The 16353-nt window shown below is 39.2% G+C and carries 20 protein-coding genes; all 20 read right to left on the minus strand.

The genetic code is table 11. The features are described from left to right. Positions 1-19: 19 nt before the first annotated feature. Complete coding sequence (locus M3206_RS10950; RefSeq protein ID WP_251312562.1) at positions 20-1273, minus strand: tetratricopeptide repeat protein; 1254 nt, start codon at positions 1271-1273, stop codon at positions 20-22. 38 nt (positions 1274-1311) lie between these two features. Next, positions 1312-1605: a hypothetical protein gene (locus M3206_RS10955; RefSeq protein WP_251312563.1), complete on the minus strand. Its 294-nt coding sequence runs from the start codon at positions 1603-1605 to the stop codon at positions 1312-1314. A gap of 40 nt (positions 1606-1645) precedes the next feature. Continuing rightward, the gene (locus M3206_RS10960; RefSeq protein WP_251312564.1) at positions 1646-2140 is read right to left on the minus strand and encodes a hypothetical protein; all 495 of its coding nucleotides are present in this window, start codon (positions 2138-2140) and stop codon (positions 1646-1648) included. A gap of 371 nt (positions 2141-2511) precedes the next feature. Further along, positions 2512-3615 carry a histidinol-phosphate transaminase gene (hisC, locus tag M3206_RS10965; RefSeq protein WP_251312565.1) on the minus strand — a complete coding sequence of 368 codons (1104 nt, stop codon included), beginning with the start codon at positions 3613-3615 and terminating at the stop codon, positions 2512-2514. Positions 3616-3630: 15 nt separating this feature from the next. Beyond that, positions 3631-4437, minus strand: coding sequence for a tryptophan synthase subunit alpha (trpA, locus tag M3206_RS10970; protein ID WP_251312566.1), 807 nt, complete (start codon positions 4435-4437; stop codon positions 3631-3633). Next, positions 4430-5638: a tryptophan synthase subunit beta gene (gene trpB / locus M3206_RS10975; protein ID WP_251312567.1), complete on the minus strand. Its 1209-nt coding sequence runs from the start codon at positions 5636-5638 to the stop codon at positions 4430-4432. Before trpB ends, trpA begins: the two co-directional genes overlap by 8 nt. Continuing rightward, the gene (locus M3206_RS10980) at positions 5616-6260 is read right to left on the minus strand and encodes a phosphoribosylanthranilate isomerase (protein ID WP_251312568.1); all 645 of its coding nucleotides are present in this window, start codon (positions 6258-6260) and stop codon (positions 5616-5618) included. Before M3206_RS10980 ends, trpB begins: the two co-directional genes overlap by 23 nt. Further along, positions 6250-7023 carry an indole-3-glycerol phosphate synthase TrpC gene (gene trpC, locus M3206_RS10985; protein WP_251312569.1) on the minus strand — a complete coding sequence of 258 codons (774 nt, stop codon included), beginning with the start codon at positions 7021-7023 and terminating at the stop codon, positions 6250-6252. The genes M3206_RS10980 and trpC overlap by 11 nt, the downstream gene beginning before the upstream one ends. After that, positions 7013-8041: an anthranilate phosphoribosyltransferase gene (gene trpD / locus M3206_RS10990; protein ID WP_251312570.1), complete on the minus strand. Its 1029-nt coding sequence runs from the start codon at positions 8039-8041 to the stop codon at positions 7013-7015. Before trpD ends, trpC begins: the two co-directional genes overlap by 11 nt. A gap of 358 nt (positions 8042-8399) precedes the next feature. Continuing rightward, positions 8400-9179: a CheR family methyltransferase gene (locus M3206_RS10995; protein WP_251312571.1), complete on the minus strand. Its 780-nt coding sequence runs from the start codon at positions 9177-9179 to the stop codon at positions 8400-8402. 173 nt (positions 9180-9352) lie between these two features. Then, positions 9353-9796 (minus strand): nucleoside-diphosphate kinase, encoded by a 444-nt coding sequence (gene ndk / locus M3206_RS11000; RefSeq protein WP_251312572.1) that lies wholly within the window; start codon positions 9794-9796, stop codon positions 9353-9355. 89 nt (positions 9797-9885) lie between these two features. Continuing rightward, positions 9886-10851, minus strand: coding sequence for a polyprenyl synthetase family protein (locus M3206_RS11005; protein ID WP_251312573.1), 966 nt, complete (start codon positions 10849-10851; stop codon positions 9886-9888). Between the two features lie 22 nt (positions 10852-10873). Beyond that, on the minus strand, positions 10874-11701 hold the full coding sequence (locus M3206_RS11010; RefSeq protein ID WP_251312574.1) for a menaquinone biosynthetic enzyme MqnA/MqnD family protein: 828 nt from the start codon (positions 11699-11701) through the stop codon (positions 10874-10876). 6 nt (positions 11702-11707) lie between these two features. After that, complete coding sequence (locus M3206_RS11015; RefSeq protein ID WP_251312575.1) at positions 11708-12298, minus strand: UbiX family flavin prenyltransferase; 591 nt, start codon at positions 12296-12298, stop codon at positions 11708-11710. Then, a complete protein-coding gene (locus tag M3206_RS11020; protein WP_285876928.1) occupies positions 12295-13128 on the minus strand; it encodes a UbiA-like polyprenyltransferase in 834 nt (277 codons plus the stop codon). The genes M3206_RS11015 and M3206_RS11020 overlap by 4 nt, the downstream gene beginning before the upstream one ends. A 46-nt stretch (positions 13129-13174) precedes the next feature. After that, a complete protein-coding gene (locus M3206_RS11025; protein ID WP_251312577.1) occupies positions 13175-13879 on the minus strand; it encodes a demethylmenaquinone methyltransferase in 705 nt (234 codons plus the stop codon). A gap of 4 nt (positions 13880-13883) precedes the next feature. Further along, entirely contained in the window at positions 13884-14585 is a 702-nt protein-coding gene (locus M3206_RS11030) for a heptaprenyl diphosphate synthase component 1 (protein ID WP_251312578.1), read from the minus strand. 182 nt (positions 14586-14767) lie between these two features. Next, positions 14768-14986: a trp RNA-binding attenuation protein MtrB gene (gene mtrB / locus M3206_RS11035; RefSeq protein ID WP_066241872.1), complete on the minus strand. Its 219-nt coding sequence runs from the start codon at positions 14984-14986 to the stop codon at positions 14768-14770. Between the two features lie 14 nt (positions 14987-15000). Continuing rightward, positions 15001-15567 (minus strand): GTP cyclohydrolase I FolE, encoded by a 567-nt coding sequence (gene folE / locus M3206_RS11040; protein WP_251312579.1) that lies wholly within the window; start codon positions 15565-15567, stop codon positions 15001-15003. A gap of 196 nt (positions 15568-15763) precedes the next feature. Next, entirely contained in the window at positions 15764-16036 is a 273-nt protein-coding gene (locus tag M3206_RS11045) for an HU family DNA-binding protein (protein WP_188402037.1), read from the minus strand. Positions 16037-16353 lie beyond the last annotated feature (317 nt).

Genomic DNA, 16353 nt, shown 5'->3' on the forward strand with positions numbered 1-16353 from the left:
TTCTTTGCTTCAGAAAGTTTTAAAATTCTTCCAACCGGTTCAATGCTTCCTCAATATCCGCTCTTTCAGGGTTCTTTTTTAAGATCGCCCTCATGATATTTTTTGCTTCTCCCTGTTCTCCCTCTTCTAATAAGAAATAAGCATACTCTTCTAAAAACACAGGATCATCCTGAAAAAGCTGTGCGGCTTTTTCATACCACTTGAACGCTTCTTTAAATTTTTCTGTTTCCTTATGGGCTGTCGCAAGATGCCAGTACATAAGCGGAATCTCTTCTTTTGTTTCTGCAAGAGGTTTATAGAGACTGATGATATCTTCATATCTTTCTTCACGTAAATACTGATCACCTAAACGCAGCAGAGGCTCAATTAGAGCAGGATTTAATTCAAGTGCTTTCTTTACCCATTCTTCGCCTTGCTCTGGGTAATGCATCTTATAAGCGAGTCTGGCAGCCTGTAAGTAAATATTTTCGTTATGCTCATCCCTCTTCAATCCATCTTGAATCACTTGATATGCCTCTTCTAAGGCTCCTTCTTCCTCATAAGATTCTGAAAGTACACTGTATAGCGTCGTATAGTCGGGATCCATATCCTTCAATTCTTCTAGAACCGAGATCGCTTCTTTAAACTCACCTGCTTTAAATGCGGTAACACCGTGCCCGAACATGCTATAAAGATCTTTATGGTGTTCAAGTCCTTTTCTGTATAACGGGAGTGCTTCTTCAAATTTTCCAGCGCGGCTCAATGCTTCTGCATATTTTAATGGAAGATCTTCAATTTCTCCTTGTTGATCTATGGCGTTTTGAAAAAGTGGCAAACTTGAATCAAATTTACCCTGTCTTAAGTAAAAGTCACCTAATGCATATGAAAGTACAGGGTGATCCGTATCTTTTTGATAGGCATCTTTTAATTTTCGTTCCGCAACTTCAGTTAAGCCCATCCCTTCATAAAGGTCTGCTTGAAGAATTAATGCCCTCAAGTACTCTTCATCGTTCTGATCAACCTGCTCTAAATAGCTAATTGCTTCTTCATCCATACCTTCATCCAGATAGCATTCGGCTAAGGATACGAGGAGTTCTCCCTCACCAGGATACTTCTTCAGCATATTATTTAAGATGTTCATCGCTTTTGAAGTGTGGCCCCAATCCAGATATAACTCAGCAATCTCAAATTGTTCTGCATCTTTTGCATCATGTTCTAATTGTTCTAATAGAGACATGCCTTTTTCTACGTCTCCATGTTCTACTAGTCTAATCGCATCTTGGATTGTGTTCAATGCTTAAAACCCCTTTATCCCATGTTTTCTTGTGCCTATTATACACGAGATACAGGAGATTCTCCAAAACGACGAGGCTGCGTAATGACAATTTCTTTTCCATAGCCTTGCTTATTTTCATTTTGGCTCTCAGAATGGACAATCGTTCCTCTTACTACGACTGACATCACCTTTTCTTCCATGCCTTCTGTTGAAAGAAGGCAATAATCTGCGTCGCTTCCAGAGAACAGTCCGCCTTTTTGCGGATAAATGCCTAGCAGCTTTAAGGACGGAAGAGGAAGCAGTTCATCTTCTTTCAATTCTTTATAAAGCGTAGGTATCTGCATTTTCAAGGAAAGTTCGTTCCATTTTTTGTACCATAAATCTTTTTTCTTATCTTCTATATAAAAAGGAAATCTCGGACCATACTACTTGTGTCAGCTGATTGAAATCTTCACAGACCAACTCAATAAAAGGGATTTTTTTCTGTCTGCAAAAACGGACGATGTTTGGAGTGATTTTTTCTGGCGATAGTGAGAGACCGATACAATAATCGATCGAACTTGATATGAGCAGGTGCCGTGTTCTTTTTAACTCGCGTTCCGCTTCGTGAAGGTAGTCTATCCTGGCTGAAGTTAATAGTGTAGTCGTGCCACGCTGTGTTTTCTCAGCTACCTGTTTCCTAACATCCTCTACGGCCATTTTATTGATCGACAAGAGAGGCGTAATATGACCAGGTATCATCTTAAAACCATGCATCAACATTTTCATTACATTCATTCTAAGAGGCCCTTGTGATACGTATGATATTTTTTGAGAATCCACAAGATAAGAAAGGACCGTATTTGTACCAAGGGATTCTAAAGGGCGCACAATAATATATCGCATAGCTCGCCTCCTTTACCTCTTTAAGACAAGCTATGATTCTATGAAGAAATATATGATAAAAGAAGACTCTTTTCTCATCTTTTGATACGGGTTTCTATTAATTAGGTCTAAATGACGACACAGGCAATAACTTCCCTTAACTCCCCCATCTTCACAAAAAACACCTCCTGCCAGCAGCAAGAGGTATTTTAGCCTTAAAATAAACAAAAAAAGTCCTGACATGTAAGCGTTGTCAGGAAAGAATAATATGGATAGGAGTGGAGAGAAACCATATTAACTACATTATAAATAGACAATTCTGAAAATGCAATACTTTTTTGAAAATTATGAAAATAGCCCGAGTATTAACGATATAACCCGGGCTATTAATTCTAATTTATACTTTTTACCAATGATTCGATATATGCCTCCAGATGTCCGATGATCTCTTTGTTGTGTTCTTCTTCACCGATCGTGATGCGAAGCATGGTTGGAAAACCGAGTGCACTGCCTGAGCGTACAATATAGCCTTTTTTAAGCAAGTAATTAAATGCTAGATCGGCATCAGATTTTACATCAATCAGAATAAAATTAGCTTCTGACGGATAATAAAGCAGTTTTTTCCTTTCACAAAAAGAATAGAAGAGTTCTAACCCCTCTCTATTCTTTTGTTTACACTGACCGATAAAATCCTCATCCTCCAGTGCTCCTATTGCTGCAACTTGAGCAAGTCTTGATGTATTAAATGGTTCTCGAGCTGGCTCAATGCCTTTAATAATGGTTTTATCAGCAATACCATAGCCAATCCGCAGCGCAGCTAAGCCATGTGCTTTAGAAAAAGTTCGCAGAATAACGAGGTTCGGATAGTTCCTTAAATGATTGATCGTATTCGGATAATCACTGGCTGAAACATATTCAAAATAGGCTTCATCACTAACCACAATAACATCAGAAGGTACCTTATTCATAAACTGAACAAAATCCTTTTCAGGTATATAGTTCCCTGTGGGATTGTTTGGATTGCACAACCAGACGATCTTTGTCTGTTGGTCAATTTCATTAAGCATGGCATCTAGATCATGATATCCGTTGATTACCGGAACTTCTCTAATCTCTGCTCCTTCAATAACGGCATTATGACGGTATTGAGGAAAAGTGGGAGCAGCCATTACGGTGTTCGTTTCTGGAGATAAGTAAGCTCTACAAAGAATTTGAACGACTTCATCTGAACCATTTCCAAATATAAGCTGTTCTTGTTCAACCCCTAAATAACCAGATAAATTTTCTCTAATCTCAGCTGAATATCCATCCGGATAAACATGAAGATTTGAGAGTTCTTCTTTTATCTTTTCTTTTGCTAGTGGAGAACACCCATATGGATTTTCATTGGAAGCAAGTTTGATTATTTTTTCTAATCCTAATTCCCGCTTTACTTCTTCAACAGGTTTACCAGGTTTATAGGGCTGTAACGTTAACAATTGTTCTTTCGGCTGCATTTTCCCACTCCTTTTCTAACGGGTATAAACAGGGAGTAGCGATTCGATATACTGTTTAAACGTTCCAATCGCTTCTTCTCTGTTCGTAATCAATTCATTCTCCAGCGATTCAATCTTTTTTACAATAGCGCTCCCTATGATAAATCCATCACTTGTACCTTCAAATTGTTCAATTTGATCTCGTTGTGATAATCCAAACCCTACTAAAACAGGAACAGCTGAATCTTCTTTAGCAGTCCTTAGGAAATCGTTCAATCCATCACGGAACTCACTTCTGATTCCTGTCACTCCAAGTGAAGAAATGCAATATAAAAATCCATCTGCTTCTTTTGATAGTTTTGAAAGCTTCTCTTTATTAGTAGTTGGAGCAACCAATGAGATCAATGCGAGGTGATGAGCTGAGCACATTTCTTTTAAGTAATAGCTTTCCTCATAAGGAAGATCTGGCACCAAGAGGCCGTCAACGCCATTCTCTTCAGCTAAAGTCATGAAACGATTTTCTCCTAATTGTAACAAAAGATTGTAATAAGTAAAGATGATTACTGGAATTTTCAGACCTCTTTCCCTTAGCTTTGAAACAAGTTTGATCGTTTTCTCCAAGTTCATCTTCTGCTTTAATCCTCTCATACCTGCCCGCTGTATAACGGGTCCGTCAGCAAGTGGATCTGAGTAGGGCACGCCAAGTTCTAGAGCTGCTGCACCGCATTCTTCCAATGCTAAAGAAAGTTCAATAGTCGCCTCTTCACACGGGTCTCCTGCCATAATATAAGGAACGAATCGATAATCAGAAGAATTTTGAAAATCTGTCCATCTCTTATTCATATTGATTCCCTCCTTCGACTTTCTCCATTAGTGTATGAACATCCTTGTCACCTCTGCCTGATAGGCAGACGACCACCGCTTCATCTTTTTTCATATTCTTAGCAAGCTTAAGGCTATATGCTAGTGCATGGGCACTCTCTAGCGCACATAAGATACCTTCGTTTAAGCATAGAGATTCTAAGGCTTCTAAGGATTCTTGATCGGTTACAGCATCATATCTTACTCTTCCGGTTTCATGAAGATAAGCATGTTCAGGTCCTATTCCAGGATAGTCGAGCCCTGCAGAGATCGAATAAGGTTCTGTAATTTGTCCTTCTTCGGTTTGCAGGAGCTTTGTTAGAGAACCATGTATCACGCCGTTAGTACCCTTTGAAAGGGTAGCAGCATGCTCATTGGTTTCAACACCTTTGCCAGCAGCTTCTACACCAAAAAGAGGTACGTCTTTATGGATGAACGGTGCAAACATTCCGATTGCATTGCTTCCCCCGCCGACACATGCTATAACCGCATCGGGCAAGTTGCCATCACTCATCTGAACGAACTGATCCATCGTTTCTAACCCGATCACCTGCTGAAAATTCTTTACCATTTTAGGATAAGGATGTGGACCAACAGCTGAACCGATAAGATAGAACGTATCTTCGACAGATGCCACCCATTCCCTGATCGCTTCATTCGTAGCGTCCTTTAACGTTTGACTGCCGCTCGTTACCTCGATGACTTCTGCACCAAGAAGCTTCATACGAAAAACATTCAACGCTTGTCTTCTGATATCCTCTTTTCCCATATACACTTTGCAGGATAAGCCGTATTTAGCAGCGACAGTCGCAGCAGCTACTCCATGCTGTCCTGCACCGGTTTCAGCGATGATTTTTTTCTTGCCCATTCTAACGGCTAATAGTGCTTGTCCGATTGCATTATTGATTTTATGCGCTCCTGTATGATTAAGGTCCTCACGTTTCAAATAAATCTTAGCGCCTCCATTAACCTCTGTTAATCGTTCAGCGAAGGTTAAAGGAGTAGGTCTCCCTGAATAAACCGCAAGTTCATGCTGAAATTGTTTTTGAAACTCTTCGTCATGTAAAGCTTCTTCAAATGACTTTTCAAGTTCTTCTAAAGCAAACATTATCGTTTCAGGCACATATTTTCCGCCAAAATTACCATATCTTCCTCTATGATCAGGTACGATTGCTGCTGACATCTAACATCATCCTTTCGAGTTTTTCTATACGATCTTTGCATTTCTTCCCATCTGATTCTATTCCACCACTCAAGTCAATACCGTGGGGGTTACAACGAAGCAAATTGTGAATATTCTCCGGTGTAATTCCTCCTGCTATGAAACATGGGATATTTTCTTTTTTCGCGAATGACATAATTTCCGGAACTCTCTCCCAAGAAAACGAGGTTCCTGTACCTCCAAATTGACCCTTCGAAAGGGAATCTACAATAATTGCATCTGCATATTTTCCATATCGCTCAATCTGTTCAGATATTGCTTCACTATACGGAATGGCTTTATAAATCAGCTTTTTAGTCTGTTTTTTTAAGGTAGCTATCGTATTAACCGATTCATTTCCATGGCATTGAATAATATCAAGCGGTACTCTTATTGCAGCCGCAACCATTTCTTCTATTGGACTGTCCTGAAATACTCCAGCTATCTGTTTCCGCTTCTCATGAGACCGAACCCAGGACGATACCTCCTCTGGTGATACTTTTCTTTTGCTGTCTGCAAAAACAAAACCAATCATATCAGCACGAGAGGATGAGAGAAGCAGGTAGTCTTCTTCAGTCTGACAGCCGCAATATTTAACGTACATTACGATAGATCTCCGTTATTTTCTTTTCGATAGAATCAGCGCGCATTAGTGTTTCTCCTATAAGCATTCCGTTTACACCGTTGTCTGAGAGACTCTTTACTTCAACATCTGTTTTGATGCCACTTTCACTTATCACTAACGATTCTTTACTTATATAAGGAAGCAGTGAAAAAGTATGATTGATGCTTGTCGTAAAGTTTTTTAAATCACGGTTATTGATGCCAATCATGGACGGGTTGCAGATTTCATAGACTTGCTCAATCTCCTCTTTCGTATGGACTTCTATCAAACACTCAAGACCGCATTCCTCTGCAAATTCATAGAGTGACTTAAACCGCTCTTTCGTTAAACAAGCTGCAATCAGCAATATCGCATCTGCCCCATGTTCAACACTCTCTACGATTTGTCTTTCGTCGATGATAAAATCCTTTCTTAACAGCGGGATAGAAACGTGCTTTCGGATTTCTTTTAAATATTCAAGACTTCCTTGAAAGAACTCCGTATCAGTGAGTACTGACAGACAAGCCGCTCCAGCTTTTTCGTATTCTTTTGCAATTTGTATAGGGTCAAAATCCTCTTTAATGATCCCTTTAGATGGCGATGCCTTCTTCACTTCTGCAATTAATGCCGGCTTTTTTTCCGAACGAAGCAGGCTCAAAGCAAATGGACGATGGTTTCTAGTGGTAAGATCTAGTTGTCCTGATCTTGCAGGAGGAAGAACATCTATCTCTTTTTCTTTATGTTGGATGATTTTAGTTAACAAGCGCTTTCTCCTCCTCTTTATTCATCGCTAACAGGTGTTTATACGCTGTACCTGAGCTCAAGCACTGCTCTATTACTTCAACACCATCTTTTATCCTGTTCACACGGTTTGAAGCAAATAATGCTGCCGCCGCATTTAATATCACGATATTTCTTGCTGATTCATTTCCTTGTCCTTTTAAAATGGAGATAATAAGTTCTGCACTTTCTTGTTTATCATTGACCGTAATATCTGTTAACTGCCCTCTTTTCAGGCCAGCTTCTTCGGGGGTAAAGATAAAGTCAATAACTTCATTGTTTTCAACTAAGAACATTTTTGTTTCGCCGGTGATCGAACATTCATCCAGCCCGTCTTTTCCTGTTACTAATACTGCTTTTTTAGTACCGAGCTTCTTTATCGCTTCTGCCATTGCTCTAGCCGCATTCTCGTCACTTACCCCGATCAGCTGATAAGCTGGTGACATTGGATTTAATAACGGTCCGACTATATTAAAAATTGTCCTGAACGGCAACTGGCGCCTTAAATGTGCAACTTTTTTTAGCGCGGGATGAAAATAAGGGGCATGTAAAAAAGCAATGTCATGTTTATCTAACTGGGTGTTTGCTTCATAACTGTTCGTGGCTACTTTAATACCCAGTGCATCTAATACATCTGAACTGCCGCTCTTAGATGTGACTGCTTTATTGCCATGCTTCGCTACTTTTATGCCTAGTGAGGACAAGATGATGCTTACCGCAGTAGAAATATTGAAGGTCGATGCTCCATCACCGCCCGTTCCACAAGTATCCATTACTTCATCATTAGACTTACGATTAATCTGTTTAGATAGTCTGCGTAAGGCTTTAACAAAACCTGTGATCTCTTCAGCGGTCTCTCCACGATAACTCATCAAGCTGAGTATGGAGATGGCTTCAGCATCAGTAACACTTCCGTTGACGAGGCTTTCCATAAAGTAGCAAGCTTCGTTCTCTGTCATCGTTTCTTTTTTCATTAATTTTTTATTGAGTGATTGAATCATTAGAACTCCCCCTTAAATGAATTGTTTTATCAGTACATTGTAAAAACAATTGCTTTTCAAGGTGGGGTATGAAAGGAAAATATCATAAAATACACCTCCGTATAGTACGGAGAGTGAGGGGTTATGAAGAGGACGATTTCTTTATGGAACATGTACTTTTCTAAGTAAGGATATAAAAAAGCCATGCAGAAATAACCCGCATGGCATATGTACAATTCCATTCTCGGCTCTGCTCCACTCAAACTCTCTCAACTTGTCTCAACTATGCTCAAAATATTCTAAACAATTGCTCTAAACTTACATGATACATTAAACCATTCATATTCATCTGTCAACCAATAGAAATGAAAAATACGAATCATTTCTCTTTTTTTCTATAAAAGAATGGTTCCTCTGTTTCTAATGCGTACAAGCCAGGATTAAAGATTTGTTCTGTGCTTCCCACAAATAAAGTTCCACCCGGACGCAAAGCTTTACTGAACTTTTCATATAGAGCCGTTTTTGCTTCCTCTGTAAAATAAATCATCACATTCCGGCAAACGATTAAGTCAAAATCATTTCCGCACGAATCAGATAGCAGGTTTTGCTTTTTAAAGGCTACATGTTTCTTTAGGTCATCACAAACCCTATAGCCTAATTCTTGTTTTGAAAAATACCGCTTCTTTTTTAAAAGGGGTACATCCTGAACAGCTTTCTCCAAATAATAGCCGTTTTTCGCATGTTCTAAAACATGTTCATCTAGATCTGTCGCTAAAATAGAAAAATTCGAGATTCCACTTGTTTCAGAAAGGATCATCGAAAGGGTGTATGGTTCTTCCCCTGTCGAACAGGCAGCACTCCATACTTTTAGGGATGAGCGTTCCTCCAAGAGTCTTGGTAAGATCTTTTGCTCAAGCACTTCCCACCGTGAAGGATTTCGATAGAATTCAGAGACGTTAATCGTCATTCTATCTAAAAATTCTTCCCGCATATTTTTGTCGGCAGATAACGATTGATAATAATCTGAAAATGTACGGAAAGATCTTTTCTCCCTTAATGCGATCAGTCGCCTTTTCATTTGAGCTTCTTTATATTTGGACAGGTCAATCCCTGTCATTTGCCATATATTTTTTTTAAAGCCTTCATAGTCCAAGTCCATCTATTTCTCTCCCGATCATCTTATGGTGCTTTGTTCACCATTCTTATCCCTTATATCGGCGGACTTCAAACTTTTTTCATAACATCATCCATTAACAGGTAGCATCGTATTCTTTTATATAAAAAATAACCGGCACAATGGCCGGTTAAACGCTTTCATTTTATAATAAAAAATTAAATCCAAACAGAAACTGTTTTTTCGTAAGAAACAAGTTCTTCTTCTTTAAAGAATAACCCGATTTCGCGCTCTGCACTTTCAGCAGAATCTGAACCGTGGATCACATTGTTGCTTACTTGCACTGCATAATCACCGCGGATTGAACCCGGAGCTGCTTCAGCAGGATTTGTTTTACCCATCATGTTACGAGCCGTAAGAATTACGTCTTTACCTTCCCAAACCATTGCAAATACAGGTCCAGAAGTAATAAAGTCTACAAGCTCTCCGAAGAAAGGACGATCTTTGTGCTCACCGTAATGTTCTTTAGCGAGGTCTTCAGAGATGTTCATTAACTTTGCACCTACTAATTGAAAACCTTTCTTCTCAAAACGGGATACGATTTCTCCGATTAACGCACGTTGAACGCCATCTGGTTTAACCATTAAAAACGTTTTTTCCATGTATTCCCTCTCCTATCATCTATGTATAGTATATGCGGAACAAGTTCCCCAGAGAAATCGTACCAAAAATTTTAAAAATTAGCAATGGCTCAAAATTTCCGACCCGCAATATAATCTGCTACTCTTAGAAGACTCTCCCTTGCATCCGTGTCGGGCAGTGAGCGTGCAGCATCTTTTGCGCGATTTAGGTATTTTTCGGAGATTTGGGATGCATACTCGATCCCGCCAAGACTTTTAATATCTTTTAATAATTCTTTAAGAAGGTTAGAATCTTCATTTTGATAATAAAGGTTCAGCTTTTCTTTCACTTCCGGATATTGTCGGATCGTAAATAACACTGGAAGGGTGATGTTGCCTTGCTTCAAGTCACTTCCAGCTGGTTTGCCAAGCTGCTTTTCTGATGCGGTAAAATCTAAGATATCATCCGTGATCTGAAACGCCATACCAACACAATAGCCGAACTCATACAGTAATTTTTGAAGTGAAACATCCGCTCTTGAAGTAATCGCTCCTAACTGACAGCTTAAAGCAATGAGCAGAGCGGTCTTTCGTTTGATACGCTTAAAATATTTTCTAATGTTTTGATTCGTATCAAATTGTTCGTTAATCTGTTCGATCTCGCCAAGGCACATCTCTTTCATTCCTTGTGCCAAGATCTGATGGGCACGTGGAATTTCGATATCGGTCATTAACTTAAGCGCAGATGCAAAAATATAATCACCTGTGTACATGGCTATCTTGCTGTCATACTTAGCCTTTACCGTCTTTCTTCCTCTTCTCATGTCGGCGTCATCTACGACATCATCGTGGACGAGCGAAGCCATGTGAATTAACTCCAATGCTGCTGCAGGTTTTTTAACTTGGTGAATGTTGTATGTACCAAACTGAGCAGAAAGCAGAACAAATACAGGGCGGATTCTTTTTCCCCCTGCTTTCAATAACTCCATGCCTGCTGTATGGATCATAGGCTGATCGGAACTAACCGACACGGCAAGCTGGTCTTCTATTTGCTGTAAATCTTTTTTTAAAAATGAGTATAGGTCTTTTAACTTCACTTTTATTTCACCCTATCGCCTGTTACTTATACGAAAACTTTAAGATAGAGGGTATTGTCTGCAACAATCCACACTCTTTAGCAAGCTGAAAATAAAGACTAAGTCCTTTTTCATGTTCGCCATCAAAACCGTAATTTAATCCCGTAAAATATGATTCCCAAAATGAAACAGTACCGCCATGCTCAATCACTACCCGCTCAACTAAAGGGGCAAAATTTTCTCTTAGACACCGCTCCTTGCTTTCTGTCATACTCTGAGCCACGTATGCGAGCAAACCTCTATTTTCTTTTTCCAACTCTTTACGGTATGCCATCACAGCAAAGATCATCGGAAGACCAGTCTCTTTATACCAGATTTCCCCTAAGTCGTAAACATGATAGTGTCTGTTCTTTCTTTTGGATGAAATGGCATCATCACCGATCAGAAGACAAGCATCAAACTGCTCCATCATTTTTTCAAAATGAGGTTGTTCAACCTGGAAAGAAGGCTCAATTCTATAAAACTTCTGCATGATGATCTTCAACAATGCCACTGATGTTTCAGAGCTGGACGTTAAAGCTATCTTTTTACCCCCTAATTCTTCTAACGGGAATTTCGAAAAGAGAAAGATAGAATTCACTTTTCCAAAAGCAGAAACCGACATGTCTGGGATCAAATTATAATGAGCTGCATTTTTGCCAAAAGAAAAAGAGGAAATCCCTCCTATGTCTACCTTTTTTTCTTCCATAAGGCGGTTGATTCTTGAAGGAACAGCTTCCGTTATCGTTACACCGTTCCCCTTCAATCGTTCTCTGTCTAAATAAAAGTATAGGGGTATGATGTTTGTATAGCTAATTTCCCCAATGTTCATATTCGATCAATCTCCCCAGCGTGTAAACAATTCATGGTGAACACCTAAATTATCTAATACTTTTCCTACAAGAAAATTCACTAGATCGTCCATCGACTTAGGCAAATGATAAAAGCCAGGCATGGCGGGCACAATCTTACCTCCAGCGTCCGTAACTTTCATCATATTTTCCAAGTGAATCCTATGAAGTGGTGTTTCTCTTGGAACTAAGATAAGTTTTCTGCTTTCCTTCAGCATAACATCTGCAGTACGTTCTAGCAGATTACCAGAAGCTCCATGTGCGATTCCAGATAGAGTTCCCATCGAACAAGGTATGATAACCATTCCATCGTTCTGATAAGAACCACTCGCTATAGGCGCATTAAAGTCGCGGAGCGTATGATAATGGAAACCTTCACTGCCATATGAAGCGAAGTGTTCTTCCAGACAAGCTTCCCGGTCCTCTGTGTTCCAAAGCAGCTCTTCTCTAAATACTTGCCATCCTGCTTCAGTCACAACGAGATGCACTTTGTGACCGCTCTTCAGTATTTCCTGTACGAGTCTAACACCATATACAGCACCGCTTGCACCGGTAATCCCTATTGTAAAAGTTTTCATAATAAAAGGTCCCCTATTGAAAAAATAAACATCACTACACTTAAAACGCCGTTCATGGTAAAGAAGGCCACATTCAGCTTTGATAGATCATGCGGTTTTACCAATGAATGCTCATATACCATGATGGCACCTGAAATAAAGACGCCTAGGTAGTAAATCCATCCCATGCCTGACACTACACCAAGTGTAATAAAAGCTATGAAACTAGCAACATGGAGCCATCTGGCAGTAATCAGTCCTTTTGCAACGCCAAAGGAAGAAGGTATTGAATATAGCCCATGTGATTTATCATATTCCGCGTCTTGGGTTGCATAAATAACATCAAAACCAGCTGTCCAAAAAAGCACACCGAAAAACAAAAGAAATGCTTCCTGGCTTAACGTGCCAGTTGCTCCAACCCATCCACCAAGCGGTGCCAGCGCGATTGTAATGCCAAGTACAATGTGACACAGATACGTAAAGCGTTTTGTATAAGAGTAGATGACAAGAAAAAAGACAGCAAGGGGAAGCAGCTTTACTGATAGGGCATTAAGTTGGTAGGCACTAACAAGCAGTAATGCAAGAGTCACGACGATAAATAAATATACTTCACCTATCTTTAAAAGTTTTGCAGGTATGGCTCGAGTCTTTGTTCTAGGATTTGCTCCATCAATCTCTGAATCTATCGCCCGGTTCAATGCCATAGCAGCACTCCTTGCACCTACCATCGCTAACGTGATCCACACCCATTCGAACAACGATGGCATGGTTCCTTCCTCAACGATATTTCCCATAATTGCACCTAAATAGGCAAACGGCAGAGCAAAAATGGTATGTTCAAATTTAATCATCTCTAAAATAATCTTAATTTTATTCCACACACTTCAACGCTCTCTTCTATTGCGGTTTTTTACCCGTATGCATGGCGGCTGCACCTAATGCATATGATTTCACTTCCACTTCGCTTAAACCTGCTTTTTGGAATAGATGCTTCAACTCTTCTTTCGTCAGAAAAGCTTCAGTGGACTCCTGCAGCCAAGAGTACTCTTGATAGCTTTTAGCGAAAATCTTTCCGAAAACTGGCATAATATACGTAAAATACAATTTAAAAACTTGTTTAAAGATAGGAACTGTCGGATGTGATGTTTCCAGACAAACAACTCTTCCGCCAGGCTTCACTACTCTTGCCATTTCTTTAAGTGTCTGAAAATAATCAGGTACGTTTCTGAGACCAAAACCAATGGTTACCACATCAAAGGTTTTATCTTCAAAAGGAAGTTCCATGGCATTTCCATGGATAAAGGTGATGTTGGGAAAGGAACGTTTCTTTAATTTTTCACGTCCGACCTTCAACATGTTCTCACTGAAATCAAGACCTGTCACATTCCCCTTTTCACCTGCAGCTTCCGCTAGCGCGAACGTCCATTCTCCAGTTCCACAGCAGACATCCAAACAATTATCGCCTGGTTTAACACGGATCCTTTTCATCGTGTCATTTCGCCATCTGTTATGCTGTTTAAAACTGATGAGGTCGTTCATGTAATCATATTGATCTGAAATCTTTTCAAATACAGAGTGAACCCGTTCTTCTTTGCTCAACATCGGATTAACCCTCTCCTAACATTAAGTCATTTTCAATACACTTATTAATGCTGCAGTCTTCTCGCTGGAAAACGAGTGGGACCTCTATCTTTTTTTCTCTTAAATCTGTTTCATAAGAATGTAATAATTCGAGTTGTTCCTCGTTCAGTAACATTCTCTGTTCCTTGCTTTGATAGCGGGATATGAGAAGATATCGTTCTATAAACGGGATATATTTTTCAAGACCGAATGATTCAGCAGCTTTTATATACAATAAGCTTTCAATTTGAACCACTTTTTTTATGTACTCTTTACTGCTTTTATGGATTTGGTGATGCATAGAAGATTTATGTTCATTTATTTGCTGAACAGCTAGTGATAGTTTTGCGATTAAATCTAAATTTTCGCACCGGGATAATAACAGGTAGTAAAGGCTGCTAAAATAATCGCCAGATAAAACAACGAGCTGCCTTCTCTTTTTATGTGAAGCGATGTCTTCATCGAGGATATTTTCATGCCGATCAAGTGCAGACTGTATCATAAGAATTGAACTAAAATATTCCGCTTCAACAGCAGGATCCAATTCAAGTTCACTTAAGAGACAATATGCAATAAATACTTTCGCTTCATCAAAAATAGGAGGTGTTAAAAACTTATCCACATAACGATGCTGCATCAGTAAACGTGTATGCTCTTTTAAACGTTGAATTTTTTCCATGTTGTTCATCGTATACCTCCAAAGATACAGCCTTAATACGCCTCATTATTATAACATAGTCGCCAAATATTTATGGAATCAATCAATATGACAGACATAAAGAAAACTAGGCTGACCGCCTAGCCTATCCCTCGGTAAATCTTTATCAAACTATTATACCGACGGTAAGTTAATTTAACTTTAAGCTATTCTTATGATTCTGTATCTACTTCACCATGCTTCGTGTATATAACGGCTTTTCCTCTAACTTTAACGGCAGAAGTGTGCTCAGTAAATTGTGCGATCATCACTTCACCTTTATCCAATTTTTCCGAATGATGGAATCTAGTTTCTGTTCCACGGGTTAATCCAATGACATTTACACCATTCTCTTTAGCTTTTATAACAAAAAAGTCAAATTCCGATTTCATTATTGGAAACCCTCCTAGTTTTTAATCAAGCTTAATACTTCGGCCCTTGCTGCTGCATCTTTCTCAAAGATACCTCTTACTGCAGAGGTAACAGTCATAGAGCCAGGCTTTTTCACTCCGCGCATCGTCATACACATATGTTCTGCTTCGATAACAACAATTACTCCATGTGGTTCAAGAGTTTCAATCAGGCTGTTTGCGATCGTTGAAGTGATTCTTTCTTGCAGCTGCGGTCTCTTTGTTACAGCTTCCACTGCTCTCGCTAGTTTGCTCAGTCCCGTAACTTTCCCGCCTTTTGGTATGTAGCCAATGTGAGCCTTGCCGAAGAACGGTACAAGGTGATGTTCACACATAGAATAAAAAGGGATATCTTTTACAAGTACTAATTCTTCGTGATCTTCTCCAAAAATAGTTGCGAAGTGCTCTTTTGGATCTTGGTTCAATCCTTGAAAAACTTCTTCGTACATTTTTGCAACTCTTTTAGGTGTATCTATTAAACCCTCTCTTTCAGGGTCTTCCCCAATAGCTTCAAGTATCATTTTTACTGCAATTTCAATTTTCTCACGTTGAACTCCTGCCACGCTATTTGTCCTCCAATTCCAATAACACAATAGCAAAATTTTAGCATACTGCTAAAAGAATAGCAAAAGGAGAAACCCCTTACAGCTAGAGTATAGTTGATTTCCACTCCAAGCTACACGCTTTCCAGGGAGGGTATAAAACAAACTAAAAAAAGACCGTGAACTAACTTCACGATCTTTTTGCCCTATGTATAAATTACTTAACAGCGTCCTTAAGGGCTTTACCTGGTTTAAAAGCAGGAACTTTACTTGCAGAAATCTCGATCTCTTGTCCAGTTTGTGGGTTGCGGCCTTTACGAGCTGCACGCTCACGAACTTCAAAGTTACCAAAACCGATAAGTTGCACCTTGTCTCCGCTTTGAAGAGTACCAGTGATCGCTTCAAAAACAGCGTCAACTGCTTTAGATGCATCTTTCTTAGAAAGCTGAGCTTGCTCAGATACTGTGTTGATAAGATCAGTCTTGTTCATTCCATTCACCTCCTCTCAAGGGAATTTCAACAGGTATATCGGTAGTGAAATACCTTATAAAAAGTATTATTTTCATATGTAATATACAGGATTTTACTTATTTAATCTGTGACAAGCCTTATATTATACGATTCGTTTAAAGAATTCAATCTTTTTTCGACGTTTTTAGTAATTCAACCCTTAAATTTCCTTATTTTTTGACCTTTTTTTACTAAAAATCGCGATTGAAAAGGTATAAAAGTCTGCCTTTATTTCCGCTTCCTTTTTACTATTTTCATTTTACAAGAAAAAGGTGCTATCCTCATGTAAATGTAAGC

The organism is Fictibacillus phosphorivorans, from assembly GCF_023715845.1.
GTDB classification, from domain to species: Bacteria; Bacillota; Bacilli; order Bacillales; family Fictibacillaceae; genus Fictibacillus; species Fictibacillus phosphorivorans_D.

Bases quoted from the DNA above. Each gene is read 5' to 3' on its own strand.
- M3206_RS10960 (WP_251312564.1), bottom strand. From the start codon at position 2,140: ATGCGATATATTATTGTGCGCCCTTTAGAATCCCTTGGTACAAATACG.
- hisC (WP_251312565.1), bottom strand. From the start codon at position 3,615: ATGCAGCCGAAAGAACAATTGTTAACGTTACAGCCCTATAAACCTGGT.
- trpA (WP_251312566.1), bottom strand. From the start codon at position 4,437: ATGAATAAGAGATGGACAGATTTTCAAAATTCTTCTGATTATCGATTC.
- trpB (WP_251312567.1), bottom strand. From the start codon at position 5,638: ATGTCAGCAGCAATCGTACCTGATCATAGAGGAAGATATGGTAATTTT.
- M3206_RS10980 (WP_251312568.1), bottom strand. From the start codon at position 6,260: ATGTACGTTAAATATTGCGGCTGTCAGACTGAAGAAGACTACCTGCTT.
- trpD (WP_251312570.1), bottom strand. From the start codon at position 8,041: ATGATTCAATCACTCAATAAAAAATTAATGAAAAAAGAAACGATGACA.
- M3206_RS10995 (WP_251312571.1), bottom strand. From the start codon at position 9,179: ATGGACTTGGACTATGAAGGCTTTAAAAAAAATATATGGCAAATGACA.
- ndk (WP_251312572.1), bottom strand. From the start codon at position 9,796: ATGGAAAAAACGTTTTTAATGGTTAAACCAGATGGCGTTCAACGTGCG.
- M3206_RS11010 (WP_251312574.1), bottom strand. From the start codon at position 11,701: ATGAACATTGGGGAAATTAGCTATACAAACATCATACCCCTATACTTT.
- M3206_RS11015 (WP_251312575.1), bottom strand. From the start codon at position 12,298: ATGAAAACTTTTACAATAGGGATTACCGGTGCAAGCGGTGCTGTATAT.
- M3206_RS11020 (WP_285876928.1), bottom strand. From the start codon at position 13,128: ATGATTAAATTTGAACATACCATTTTTGCTCTGCCGTTTGCCTATTTA.
- M3206_RS11025 (WP_251312577.1), bottom strand. From the start codon at position 13,879: ATGTTGAGCAAAGAAGAACGGGTTCACTCTGTATTTGAAAAGATTTCA.
- M3206_RS11030 (WP_251312578.1), bottom strand. From the start codon at position 14,585: ATGAACAACATGGAAAAAATTCAACGTTTAAAAGAGCATACACGTTTA.
- mtrB (WP_066241872.1), bottom strand. From the start codon at position 14,986: ATGAAATCGGAATTTGACTTTTTTGTTATAAAAGCTAAAGAGAATGGT.
- M3206_RS11045 (WP_188402037.1), bottom strand. From the start codon at position 16,036: ATGAACAAGACTGATCTTATCAACACAGTATCTGAGCAAGCTCAGCTT.